Consider the following 15,681-nt stretch of genomic DNA (forward strand, 5'->3'; position numbering starts at 1 on the left):
GGCACGAGACGAAGTGTATCGCTATAGAATCAAAATGGCAATGCCCAATGATACTACGGGATACGAAACTATAGTAGTAAGTGACAAATTGGACGGAACTATAGAAATATCTGATCTGGACAATCTATCAGTTTATTATATTAACGATGCAGATGAAAAGGTTGTTGTCAATGGTGATAATTTTACTAAAGCATACGATTCATTAACAAATGATTTAACAGTGACCATTTCCGAACCTTCAAGGTCAGATCAGCTGTTTGAACCCATGGCGAGTAAAAGTCTCTATGTAGAGTTTTCTGTAAAAATAAGAGAGGATGCAAATCTTGCAGGTAAATATGATGCTGGTTTTAACCGAATACAGATACCGAATATATCAACTGTTCAATTAAATAGACGTCCTAAATTGACTACCAATGAGGTGAAAGCATATGTGCCCCTTTCTTCGGTAGATCTTACCAAGGTAGATGGTGTTGATACAGGTACTGTACTATCCGGGGCTGAGTTTACTCTTAAGGACAATACCAATACTTCAAGTCCCGTGCGTACTTTAATAACCGATGAAACGGGAAAAATAAAGGCAGATCAGTTAATACCGGGACATAAGTATTCCTTAACAGAGTCAAAAGCTCCCTCGGGATACATTTTAGATCCCTTAAATTCATGGACTTTGACAGTTGGTACAACCGGAGCTGTAACAGTAGAAGGTCCTATAGGAAGTGTAGTTAATGGAGCAATAACAGCAAAAAATATTAAGCCAAGCACGCCTACAATTGAAAAGTGGCTAAAGGGAGCCAGTCAAAGTGATTTTAGTCAACCGACAAATGATGCCCCTTATATACTTCCGCAAAATGATGAGATAATAACTTATCAGGTTAAAGTTCCCATTGGAAGCGTAGCCGGATATTCTAAACTGGAAATTTCAGATATCGTGGATGAGCTTTTATTCCCGGTGCCGAATACCCTTAAAGTATTTATAGAAAATGAGCCTACAGCACCAATTAGCTATCAGTACGAGATGGTTGGAAGAACCATGACCGTAACTAAAACCGGAGAGTTCGACCAAGTTGCAGGAAAAACCATTGTCATTGAAATACAATCATATGTTAACCCGGATATTAGCAAGGTTTTTGAAAGCAAGCTAGATGGCAAGGTACCCAATACGGCAAGCATAAAGCTGAATGACGGACCTAAGGTGGACAGCAATACCGTTGTGGTGCAGCTCACTAGAGGGAAAGTCAGCCTGAAAAAGACAATATCAGACACAAATGGAGATAACCCGGTGGATTTAACAGCCGGATTAACTGCAGGGTTTACACTATATAAAGTTGAGGGAACGGCAGATCCCATATCAAGTCCTGCTGAAACAGACGACATACCTATTAAAGCTATTACAATTAGTGGAGCCAATGCTGTGGAAGTTGGAAATTTACAGCCGGGAGATTATTATTTTCTGGAGACTTCAGCTCCCAACGGCTATTTAAAACAAGACGGTATGATTCCCGCCGGTGGATTTAGAATAGAAGCCACGGGAGGAGATGCCGGGATTACCGGAAACCCATTACAACCATATGTGACAGACAATAGATTGGCAGAAAACCCGACAATAGAAAAGAAAGTAAAAGGCGATAATCGCCCTGAATATTCATCAGAAACTTACCAAATTGGCATAGGAGAAGTTTGGAAATATGCCATTGATACAAAAATTCCAGTTTCTGCAACGGAAACGGATTATACTGTCATTGACGATATTCCAACTCACTTTGAAATACAGGAAGTCAAGGTATTTTCCAAAGATTCTAATGATCCAGATTGGCCTGCTAGTGAATATGATACGGCTAAGAACTTTTTGTCAGGAGGAGGTTGGAATAACCCCAATAGAGTACAATTTATACTTCCGGCTGCAAATGTTGTGGACTACCAAGGCAAAGACATACGACTAGAGGTGTCGGTAAGAGTCAAGCCGGGAACCAATCTATTGGAGGCCGGTGTAGTCCTACAAGATGGAACAATTCCAAATACAGTATCATTAGAATATGTAACAACAAAAATATACTCCACTGTAAGTATTAAGCCCACTATATTAAGGGATGTTGAGTTTACAAAGTTTTTAGGAACTGAAAAAATGAGTGGAGCGACTTTTAAGCTTTTCAAAGTTAATGAAAGCGGTTCCGTAGGAGATGCTGTCCTTGACCCGTTTACTGGAAGGCCATATGCTTCCACATCTGATTTTGAAGGTAAAGTAGTCTTTAAAAATATTCCCGTTGGGGAATATTGGATGGTAGAAACGCCACCGGCAAATACGGTGCCCATATATAGCAAAATTAAAGTTATAGTATATGGTGTAGGAGCACCTAAGTTTATTGTATTTAGAAATGAAAATGGCTTTGATATAGATAATGAAAAAGTCTATAACAATGAGCTGTTGACTTTTAATGGAGTAAAAACTTGGGTGGACAATGAAAATAGCCATGGAACAAGACCGGAAAGCATTATAGTTAAGCTATATAGAAAACTTGGGGACAATGGTCAACCGGAGCTTATTGAAACAAAAGAAGTGCTATCCCCTTGGACATATGAGTTCAAGAGTGAGGACGGGAAACCTCAACTTTTGAAATATGATCCTATTAGCAAGCTGCCTTATATCTACTATATTGAAGAGGATACAATTCCTAATTACAGTACCGTGATTAATGGATTTAATATCACCAATACTCTAGATGAAATAAGCTTCCGAATCATAAAACGTGATGGGAATAAGGTAGCTTCAGGAGATTCAAATCCTGAAATTATAGGGACGACCTTTATCCTGGAAGACCCCAAGGGAGAAAAACAAGAAGTTACATCTATGGACTTGGGCATAATAGAATTTACGGGAGTGAAGAAAGGGCTGACCTATAGACTTTATGAAAAACAGAATGATTTTTCAAAAGACTATATTTACAATTCGGGAGTGGTACTAGTTAATATCGACTCATCAGGAACTCCTAGATTTGTGCCGAATAAGTTTCCTTTAATAGATCCTGATAATGAAACAGGAACGGACAACTCAGGTTATCTATTCCTAAACTATTTAAAACCTGAACCTGAAAAGAAAATAAAATCAGGAGATCAGCTGCTAGATGAGCACACGCTGCCTACTCACTTTGAGCCGGTGACATACCAAATAAAAGTGCCGGTAAAAGGAGTTGGAGACATCAATGTATTAGAAGTTACAGATACTATTGATCCAGCTATGCAAATAATTCCGGGAACTGCAAAGGTTTTAGTTGGAACTGAGGATAAAAGTGAAATTTTCAACATTGTCACAACTGATAGCTCCAGAAAGATAAACTATCGCATAGAGAGAGTATCCGGAAATATGGCACAGATTGAGAACAAAGATCTAATCTTTGAGTTCCAAGCAAAAATTATCTTAACTCCGGAAACCTTTATAAAGGTGCATTCGAATTTAACTGTGCCTAATAAAGCGATAATTAACATAAACGATAGACCTGAAAATAGAATAGAAACCAATACGGTGAATATTAAAACTCAGTTTACAAATCTTAAACTGACGAAGAAAGTGGCAACTCAAAGCGGAGCCCCGGAGAATATGCCTTTGGGACAAAGCGCTACATTCATCCTGTCTAAGGTTTCGGATGGAGACTTTCCGGATAGAACCTACACTACCAATTCGGATGGTGTAATTGAAATGAAAAACTTAGACACGGGACGCTATGTGCTTAATGAGATAAAAGCTCCGGAGGGATACGTTCCCGTAGAACCTATTCTTTTCGAAGTGCGGAATGAATCAGATGGCATGAAGGTATATATTCGAGATGAGCAAGGTGACTTTACGGAGCTCGTAACTAATAATGATTTGGGTGATATCATCGACCCATTACCTGAGCTGCCTAGTATTAACAAGATGGCAAAAGAAAAAGATGTAGCCATGACAACAGAAGGTGGAGACTATAAGCATTACAATATGACCACCTGGAATGAAACCTTTGACTTTGTAGTGGATATTGAAATACCTGCAAATGTCAATGGATATCATCTCATCTCATTTGCCGATACATTGCCTGTAGGCTTAGATGTAGCCCCACCATATACGGCAGATGTTAAAGTGGGAATAGGTAAGGGAAGTGGATTTGAAGCTGAAGCAGATCAAAGTCCTTATGGCTTGCTTCGAGACAGTACATCTGTAAGCCAATCAACCTCAACTCAGCAATATGTAGTCGAGATGAAAACAGACAATGAACCTCTTATTAACAGCTTGGCGGGTAAAACCATAAGATTTACCTTCCCTGCAGCGATTAATAGTAAATTTAACTCCATAAGCCAGTTGACATTAACAGAAGGAAACTTTGTTAATACAGGAATTTTAAAAGTCAATGGAGAAATCACCATAGAAAGCACTGCCACTGTAAAACCTGTGGAACAATATGGCTTAGTGCTGAAAAAAATAGCAGACTTCAAAATTGATAATGCAGAAGTGCCATTAATAGATGCCACATTTATATTGGGACAATACCAACGGTATGACGGCGAAGGTAATTTAATAGAATCCGGCCCTGAACTTCCTGCGGGAATAAAATTGGATTATACCACAGCTGCTGATGGCTTGATCACTATAGATCAGCGTTTGGAGAAAGGGAAATATATATTCCATGAAAAATACTATCCAAATGGCTATGTGGATAGTGACGGAAATCTTCATAAAATGAACTTTGTGTCCAAATATGATTTATACATTCTGGATATTGGGGCAGATATTGGCAATAATAAAGTCGGAGTTATTATTTCCGGCGTGAACAAAGCTACCGATGATTTAGAAGTGGTATACTCCGGGGCGGCACCGACAGTTGATAACCCGGCAAGAATTGTAAATAAGCAGCTGGTATATGTTCCCATAACAAAAGTTTGGGACGATGAAAATAATAAGAATAATCTTCGACCGGAAGAATTAACCTTTACAGTACAAAGGGCCATTGTAAACGGTCGGCCTGATAAATTGGATCCTAAGACAGGTATGTTAAAGCCGGATGAAGGTGATGTGGCTAATACGCTTGACGCAGAATTTAACCAAAATGCACTAACAGATAGTGGACTACATGCTACTGTAAGGACTGGTTTACTTCCAATTCACTTTGAGAACATCAATCTACATCGCTATACCGATGACGGCAAACTCTATAACTACTATGTCATAGAGACAGCGCCTGAAGGGTATACTGCCAGCTATGATACAGTGGCATCAGATCCAAGCTTTGGAGAACTGGCTACAAGAGAAACAGTACGAATCACCAATACATTAAACAGTTCCAAAAACTTTAGTTTAATAAAAGTTGATGATTCTAACCCTGCAGCTCCATTAAAAGGTGCGCAGTTTAACCTAAGCTATGTAGACAAAAACGGTCAATCAATAGTAATAACTAAAACTTCGGATGATAATGGTTTAATTGACCTGAACAATATGATATCCGATACAGTCTATAAATTAAAAGAGATTAAAGCGTCGGATGGATATCAAGTGAATAAGACGGAATATACGATTATAGTCAGTTCGGAAGGCGTGCCTACGGTATATAGTAACTATGTATCGGAGGGACACACTGACAATGTAGTTGTGGGAGCGCCGCAGTTTACAGTGATACCTGCAACAGAAACAGAGCTTGTAAAATATACACTGACAATAACGGATAAAAAACTTGTGATTCCTAAACCTGTTAAGAAGATTAACGGAGAGGACAGCTTTAACTTGCCAAGTCTATCAACGGAATTCGAGTACACGGTAGAAGTACCGGTAGGAAGCGTGGAAGGTATGACCAGCTTTGTGATAGAAGATACGGTTCATGATTTGCTGGCAATAGTTGCTGGAACAGCCAGTGTAACGGCAGATGGTAGAACAGTAAGCAATGATACTAACCTGGTTATAGAAGGGAAGAAAATTACCTTTACCATGAGCAGCGATTTTGAGGCAATTGCAAATCGTACTGTTAAACTTAGCTTCAAAGCAAAAGTGGCAGATGGAGTTACACTGAAACAGCTAAGAGATTTTGTAGCAGAGCCTGAAAACAATGCAGGTATTCCAAATGAAGCGACATTAAAGATTAACGATAAACCGGCAACTTCTAATAAGGCATATCTAGTACCGGGAGAACCGGGAACGCCACCAGCAATAGATAAAAAAGTAAATGATGCTGCACACTATGATTTAAAAGAAACAGATGAAGTATTTAACTATAAAGTGACTGCAACAGTACCTGCAAATGTACTGGGATATAATTCCCTAGTCATTAAAGACACCATGGCAAAAGTACTGGAACTTAGTGGGGGAGTGAAACTTACTGTCGTAAGCTCAGATGGTAGCATAAAACCATTGGTAGAAGGCACGGACTATAATTTGACAAATACAACAGATTCCAATGGAAACGCTGTAATAACAGCAAGATTTGTAGACGATTTTGACTACACAAGCCTGGCAGATAAAAAGGTAGTAATGGAATTTGCAGCAAAGATAAAAGAAGGATTAAGCTCGGCAGATCTTGATGTATATCAAGAAGGAAGCTTGTTTAAGGCTATAAAAGTTCCAAACAGTGTAGTTATCGAGTTCAACGGAGAACCTGGAACAGAAGCCAAAGTAACTATAACTCCACCGACTGAGCCGACAGTAGATAAGAAGGTAAATGGGGTAGAAGAATATAGTCTGACTAATATAACAGAAACCTTCACATATCAAGTGACGGAAAAAGTCCCACTAAATGTAGCAAGTATAAGAAAAATTGAATTAAAAGACCAATTACCTGAAGTTTTAGATATAGTTGGAAATCCGGCTATAATAGTGGATGGTTTTGCAGATACCAATATAAGCGTAGTAGTTATAGATAATTTAGTGACATTAACACTGGATAGCACAAATCTATCAAACTATGCAGGAAAGACAATAGAACTTAGAATTCAAGCTAAAGTAAAAGCCAATGCCAACCTAGATGATTATTTAGTAGAAGGAAAACTACCAAATACCGTAGAACTATATCTAAATGATGTAAAGAAATCAGAATCCACGGCAAGAGTACTTCCAAAACAATATCCTATTAGCTTAAAGAAAATGTTGGAAGGTACAAATCAGTGGCCGGCAGGAGAAACAGCAGAATTTAGATTAGAGAAACAAGTCGGTCTAAATTGGGTAGTTGTCAAAGATAATATTGTTATTAATTCTGATAACTTTAACACAGAAGTGGCTTTGGGCAGTTTTGGTGAAGGGCAGTATAGACTTGTGGAGATAAAAGCTCCAAATGGATATTCTGAAATTCAACCAATGGAGTTTGTAGCAAGAACAGAAGACGTTATAAAACTTGAAGTAACCAATCCGAAAATGCCTTCTATTACGAAAGTTGTGGATAAAGGGCATATGGATAACTTCTCAGATACACGAGAGTTCACCATAACAGTGCCTGCATTCTGGACAGTAAACCTTACAAATCTAGTTGTGGAAGATGAAATTGACAGCTTCTTTAAACTGGACGGAGTAATTAAGACAACTGTAGATGGAATAGAAGAACCTGGAATTGCAGCAACTGCCACCGGAAATAAAATCACTTTAACTGTAGATACGACAGAAAATTTATTGAAACTTTCTGAAAAAGAAATAGTGATAAAGTATAGCGTTAAACTGAAAGATGGCTTTAAGTATGAAGATCTGCCGGCCGAATATAAGACAAGCGGAATTCCTAATAAGGCAGACTTAACCATTAACAATAAGCCGAAAGTTAGTATAGAAGAAGTAAGAGTTAAGGTTCCGGTAGGAGCAGCAACACTTACAAAGACAGCCGATGGACAGGCCCTACCGGCAGGAACATCAGCAAGCTTTGAACTGTATAGAGGAACAGCTCCTAGTGGAGCGAGTTTAGGAGTTTATACAACGGTTAAAAACGGCGAAGGTAAAGACATTATCAATGTAAACAATCTGGAGCCGGGCAGCTACTACTTTGTAGAAATAGTTGCACCACAAGGCTATGTGCTTAATACAACGCCTAGAGTATTCACAATAGCGGTAGATGCTAATGGAGTGGCAGAGACCACTGCGGGAGATAATTTCGCCGGATTAACAGTTGACAATACGCAATCCGAGATTCCTACTCCTAATAAAAAAGTAAATGAACTAGACCATCTTGACCTTACAGAGTTTTCCGATACCTTTGAGTATAAAGTAAGCGTACCTGTTGCAAAGGTAGATGGATGGAGTGAATTTTCGTTTACAGACCAAGTTGATGGAAGTTTATTACCTTCCAATATTAAGGGGACCATACAGAACACCGATGGAACAGGAGATCCGACGGTTTACAATCTTGGAGACAGCGTAGAGGGTGGAGTATTCACTCACGATGTAGCCAATAACCTAATCAGCTTTAGATTCACGCAAATGGATAAGGTACAAGCACTAGTAGGTAAGACCGTAATCCTAACATTTGATGCAAAAATTAACGTTACTCCGTCAGAATTCCTAGCTGCACATCCTAATGCTATAGTAGGTAATACAGCGACATTAAATGTCGGAAACTTAAGCTCCACTTCTAACGAAGTAACTGTAACTCCTCCTGGAGAGCAGCCACCAATCGTGAAAGACGTGGAAGGAAAAGAGAGTCTAAACCTAGGTAGTTTAGAACAAGAATTCAAATTCAATGTCAAAGTACAAGTACCGACAAATATTCAAGGATATACTAAATTGGAAATTACAGACACCTTAGAAAATGTATTAGAAGCGGTGGCAACAGAAGTCCAAGTAGCAGGAGTTAAGAATCAGGCACTTACAGATAAAGTAGTTGTAACAGAACAAGAAGTAAAACTGGCACTGGATGAAAACTACGACTACAGTCAATTAGCAGGAAAACTGGTAAACCTGGTAATCACAGCTAAGATAAAAGAAGGAGCCGATATCAGCAGCTTCCTAAACAGCGGAGGTATTCCAAATACTGCAAAACTGACCTTTAACGATAAACCGGAAGTGGATTCAAACGAAGTTAAAGTAATCCCGCCGGGAGAAGGACCTTCAGTTAAGAAAGAAGTATTAAATGCAGCAGGAGACAATCCGGATAAAAATCTACTAGCTCTTGGAACAAAATCAGAAAGCTACAGATACCAGATAAGCAGTGAAATACCTGCAAATGTATCCGGATATCAAAACATCACCATCGAAGATACACTGGAAGATGTGCTAAAGGCACCGGCAGTAGGGGAAATAAAAGTATTGGTCGGTACCGAAAACAAGACAACAGACTTTGTAAGCTATATAAGTGTAGTAGGACAGACCGTGAAACTGGAACTGAGTAAGTCTGGAGGATTTGACTTTACAAACATTTCAGGAAAGACAATTACCTTAGAAATTCCTGTAAATATTAAAGCAGACGCAAATTTAAGTGCATATGTAAGTAGTGAGGTACCGAATAGAGCCACATTGACCTTTAATGGAGTACCAAAAATATCCAATGAAGTCAAAGTAGTGCCGCCGGGAGAAACCCCAACACCTCAAAAAGATGTCAACGGTGCATTTTTGGCTACCATAACTGATAAAACAGAAAGCTTCACTTATCATCTAAGCTACGATATACCGAATAATCTAACAGGTATAACGAATATAAGCTTGACAGATAAATTGGAAAGCGTATTGGAAACTAGCTTGGATAAGATAACAGTAAAGGTAGATGGAGTTAACTATACAGGAGGAACTAAGACTTATGATGATACGACCAATACCGTACGCTTTAGCCTAAATGCAAGTGAATTGGAAGCGCAAAAAGGTCAAACAGTAGTGGTAAGTATCGAAGCAAACATTAAGTCAGATGCAGACCTAACAGGATATACAGACCTTAGCATTCCGAACAAAGCAACGATTATGCTAAACGAGAAACCGGAGACGTCAAAAGAAACCGAAGAAGTACCGGTGATCCTAGATGGGATAGTAGATATCCCGGTAGAAAAAACATGGGAAGGAGTAGAACTCAATGCAGCTACCCTCTATGTCGTAGCGGCAGCAGATCAAACTGAAGCCGAAGGAAAGGTACTCGCCGATGCGGCACAAGTAGCGAACTTGACCAAAGCTACAGGATGGACGGGAAGATTTACCGGCCTACCGAAGTACGATGCAGCTGGAGTTGAGATCAAATACTTCGTAAGAGAAGAAATCCCGGCAGGCTACACCAATGAAATCACCACAGATGCTACAGGTAAAGTAAACGTTAGAAACATCGAAACCCCATCGGAAGTACCGGATGTAGAGAAAGATGTAGACGGAAAGGCTTCACTAAACCTTGGCAACTTAGAACAAGTCTTTACCTATCATGTAAAGACAAGAGTACCGTTGAGCATTGTGAGCTTTACAAAATTTGTACTGGAAGACGATCTAGAAGACATTTTAGACGTACAGACAACCGGAGTATGGGTCAATGGCGTTAAGAATGCAGAATTAAGCGGCCTCGTCACAGTAGATCCTGCGACCAAGTTGGTTAAGCTGGAAATACCAATGGCAAGTCTGGCAAACTACAAAAACGCCAATATAGAGCTGACTATCGAAGCTAGAATCAAAGCAGGTGTCACAGCGGCGGAACTTGCAGCCTATGTAACAGATACAAATCCGGAAGGAGCAATTCCAAACGTAGCAAAACTGATAGTAGGCGACAATCCGGAGCACACAAAAGAAACGGAAAATGTACCTGTAACACCACCTAAGGGAGAGGAACCGGGAATCACCAAAGAAGTCAATGGTGCAAAAGAATATGCATTACAAACACTAAACGAGGTTCATACCTATACAGTAAAAACAACCATAGCAAACAACACAAATGGATATGAAACAATAGTAATAAAAGACAAGTTAGAAAGTATTCTAGAAGCTACAGAAGTTAAAGTAAGTATAGGTGGAACAGATGTAACGGATACAATCGCGGAATATGGAGGCTTGACAAATACTAATGGCGATATCACTCTAACCTTAAATAAGAACTTTGCGACATTAGCAGGAAAAGAAGTTGTATTGACCATTACCGCAAAAGTTAAGGACGATATAGCAGCAGCAGAGTTACAACCATATTTAAATGTAGGTAGCATTCCAAACAAAGCGAGCTTGAAGTTTAATGACAAACCGGAAATCGAAGATTCCGTAAAAGTATTACCACCGGTAGATACACCACAACCTTCAAAAGATGTAAATGGTAAGGCAAGCTTGGAAATAGGAAATCTAGACCAATTGTTCACATATCACGTGAAGGTAAAAGTTCCAGGAAGAATAAGTAACTTTACTAAGTTCGTGCTGGAAGATAATCTAGAAACCATACTAACAGTGGTAAGTACTAAGGTAATAGCAAACGGGGTAGAAGACACAGAGCTAAACGCATTAGTAACTAGGGACGGAAATAAAGTAACACTAAATATTCCAAAAGCAACTTTAGAAAACTACAAGAATGCAAATCTAGACCTACAAATCGAAGCTAGAATCAAAGCAGGCGTCACAGCAGCAGAACTTGCAGCCTATGTAATAGATACAAATCCGGAAGGATCAATACCAAACAAAGCGACATTAGCTATTGATGACAATCCTAATAACAATAAAGAAACGGAAAATGTACCTGTAACACCACCTAAGGGAGACGAACCGGGAATCACCAAAGAAGTCAACGGAGCCAAAGAATATGCACTGACAACTCTTAACGAGGTTCACACCTATACGGTAAAAACTAAGATCGCAGAGAACACCAGCGGATATACCAAAATCGTACTACACGATAAACTGGAGAATATCCTGGAAGCGACCGAAGTTACCGTAACCGTAGGCGGAGAAAATATAACAGATACAATAGCGGAATATGGAAGCTTAACAAATGCAAGTGGAGATATTACCCTAGTACTGGATAAAAACTTTGCAGCCTTGGCAGGAAAAGAAGTGGTCTTAACCATTACCGCAAAAGTTAAGGACGATATAACGGCGGAAGAGTTAAAGCCATATCTAAATGCAAACAGCATTCCAAACAAAGCAAGCTTGAAGTTTAACGACGAACCGGAAATCGAAGATTCCGTAAAAGTAATACCTCCAAGCGAAGAACCGACACTTGATAAAAAAGTAAACGGATCAGACGAAATAAAGATTGAAAACCTGACAAATGAGCTGACCTATACAATGGAAGCAAAAGTACCTGAAAATACAAAAGACATCACAAAAATAGTATTGGAAGATACATTTAAAGACATCCTATTAATCCAAGGAGATGCAGCAGTAAAAGTAACAAGAGCAGGCGTACAAGACGATGAATTGACATCAGAAGCGACATCAAAACTGACCACCACAGGACAAAGGGTAAGACTTGCAATTCTGGGAGCAGCTGAAGCCAATAGATATGCCGGAACAACCATAACTGTAACAGTCAAGACAAAGATAGACACAAGTAAAGATCTAAGCAGCTTCTTGATTGATGGAAAACTTCCAAACACAGCAAAACTCTCAACCGGAAATGACCCAAGTAAGGACATTGAAGACACAGCCAATGTAGTTCCGAGAACAGACAAAACAAGCATACCAGTAACAAAAACATGGCAGTATGCAGATGGAAGCAGTATAGGAGATAGTGAAATACCGTCAGAAATCACAAAAGTATTTGTAGTTCTATACAGAAACGATGAAACAATCACAGTAAAAGAACTTACAAAAACAAATAATTGGAAAGCAAACTTCACAGACCTTCCAAAATATGATGAAACGGGAACATCCTACAACTATAGAGTAGAAGAACTCCCTGTAGACGGATTTGAAGGAACACTAACAACCAATGATGACGGTTCAGTATCTATAGTCAACAAGAAAAAAGACACACCGACTATGGCAATACCGGTTCAAAAACTATGGAGCGGAGAAAAACCGTCAGACATCGAAAGCGTAACCATAGAGCTAAAAAGAGATATAAACGGAACCGAAGATGACAGCTTCATAAAAACCCTAGAACTTAGAGGACCGGACTGGAAAGGTGAATTTACTGGACTTGAAAGAGAAGACAAAGACGGAAACAAATACACCTATAAAGTATCAGAACAACCGGTAGCCGGATACGAAGCAGCATATACCGGAGGAGGAGCATGTGGATTTGTAATCCACAACGCCCCAACCACAGGAGCAGACCTCGTATTTGACAAGGTAGTAACAGGAACAACTACAGCACTTGAAGGAGCGGAATTTGAACTTAGAGGAATAACCAATCCTGCATACAGTCAAAAAGCAGAAAGTGGAGCAGACGGAAAAGTATCTTTCAGCAACCTGCCATACGGTAAATACACCCTAACAGAAATAAAAGCACCTGAAGGCTATGAAAAACTGACAACCGTTTGGGAAATAGAAGTAGATAGAGAAGGAAATATAAAAGTAGACGGAAATACTACAGAAGACTTCAAAATCGAAAACAACCCAGTAGTAACCCCGGATCCTGACCCTGTAAGCCTAATAATACAAAAAACAGATGCAGAATCCAAAATACTTCAAGGAGCAGTCTTTACCCTATTCGACAACAAAGACGAAGAGATAAAGACCTTCACAACAGGCTATGACGGAAAAGCAGAAATAACAGGGCTTGAAATAGGAAAGACCTATACCCTAAGAGAAACAACAGCCCCTGTAGGATATGTACTGGACAACCAGTGGTGGAATATAGAAGTAACAGCAGGCGGAAACCTAGTAATAAAAGATAAGAACGGAAGACCTGTAACTGAAATAGAACCACTGGTAGTAATCAACAAAGCATACGAAGAACCGGAACCTGAACTGACAAGCATAACAGTTCACAAAACCTGGGCAAACCTAAGCGGAAGTGATAAACCTGAGAACCACACAGCGGTATTTATCCTGGATCAAACAGGCGAAGAAAAACAAATAACAGGAAATGGAACAGCAGTATTCGATGGACTACCAAAATATGACTCAAACAACAATATAATCGAATACACAGTAACAGAAAAACCATTAGAAGGATTCAGAACAATAATGGCAGGTAATGCTAAAGACGGATACGTCTTTACAAACTACCCCGTACAGAAATTCGGTGTAGTCCTACAAAAAATAGACGATAAAACAAAAGCAGTACTTGAAGGAGCAGAATTTGAACTTTGGGGAAGACAAACACAAAGGACAGACAATGACAACACTGAAGCTGAAGTTGACAAACCGGCAAACTTAAAAACAGAACTGGAAAGCCTAGAACTAAAACTTGAAAATCTAATAGCTGCTCAGGAACCTAAAGACAGAACAGAAGAATTAGAAACCAAGAAAAATCAGCTGCAGGAATTAGAACAAAGACTTAAAGAACTCCCTGAAGAACTGGAAGAAAATGAAACCATTCAAGAAGGCGAAACTCAAGATACTGAAGACAGTAGGGCAGATAAAGACGATGAAGAAAAAGCAAATCTCCTAGATCAAATAAATCAACTAAAAGGCGAAATAACCGCCATAGAAACAAGTGAAGAAACCGAAACTGAAACAGAGGAAATCACAGAAACAAAAGAGTTGATAGAAAAACTGAAACAAGAAATTCTGGAACAAGAAAACACTGAAGAAACACAAGAAAATGAAACAAATAATAAGAGTCCGGAATATCAAAAACTGGGAACCTATATCACCGATGAAAATGGACTGATAACAATCGGAGACATAGAAGAAGGAGACTACTACTTCATAGAAATCAAAGCACCTGAAGGATATACAGGAGACTTAGAGAAAAAATACGAATTTAGCGTACCAAACTCTGAAAACCCAACAGAACCGATAGTAATAACGGTTAAGAACACCAAAACAACCCCTGATCCTGAACCTGAATACACCAGTATAGAAGGGCAAAAGACCTGGTTAAAGGATAAGGAATCAGACAGACCTGAAAGCATAACAGTAAAACTGATAGACAGTGAAACAGGTAAGACAGTACAGACTGTGACAGTCATAGCTACTGACGGATGGAAATATACTTTTGAAAATGTACTTGTAAAAGATGCCGAAGGAAAAGTCTACAGCTACAGAGTAGAAGAAATCGTACCTGAAGGCTACGAAGTAAGCTACAACGGCTATGACATTACAAATACAAAGAAAGATGAACCAACCCCTGATCCAGAACCTGAATACACTGAAATAAGTGGAGAGAAGACCTGGTTAAAGGATAAGGAATCAGACAGACCTGAAAGCATAACAGTAAAACTGATAGACAAAGAAACAGGTAAGACAGTACAGACTGTGACAGTCAAAGCTGCTGACGGATGGAAATATGCTTTCGAAAATGTACTTGTAAAAGATGCTGAAGGAAAAGTCTACAGCTACAGAGTAGAAGAAATCGTACCTGAAGGCTACGAAGTAAGCTATAACGGCTACGACATTACAAATACAAAGAAAGAAACTCAGGCTCCTGATCCGAAACCCGATCCGAAGCCCGATCCAAAACCTGATCCAACACCTGATCCAAAGCCGAATCCGACACCGTCTCCAAAACCGACTCCAAAACCGACTCCGAAACCGGTAAAACCTGGAGCTGGAACCGGAAGTGGAAGATCGAGCGGAAGCAGTAGGAAAAACCCACCGACATTAGTAATTGGCTATGGTTCACATTATATGGCGATGCTATTGGCGGGAGCAGTTCTTGCTTATGCGGATATTAAAAGAAGAAAAAATAAATAAGTAAG

At 39.4% G+C, this 15,681-nt stretch carries 1 protein-coding gene; it reads left to right on the forward strand.

Going from position 1 to position 15,681, the window contains the following annotated elements:
* The first annotated feature begins 13 nt into the window (after positions 1-13).
* Positions 14-15,676 carry an isopeptide-forming domain-containing fimbrial protein gene (locus tag VZL98_02910; protein ID WVH63922.1) on the forward strand — a complete coding sequence of 5,221 codons (15,663 nt, stop codon included), beginning with the start codon at positions 14-16 and terminating at the stop codon, positions 15,674-15,676.
* The last annotated feature ends 5 nt before the right edge of the window (positions 15,677-15,681 follow it).

This window comes from Peptoniphilaceae bacterium AMB_02, from assembly GCA_036321625.1.
Classification (GTDB): domain Bacteria; phylum Bacillota; class Clostridia; order Tissierellales; family Peptoniphilaceae; genus Microaceticoccus; species Microaceticoccus formicicus.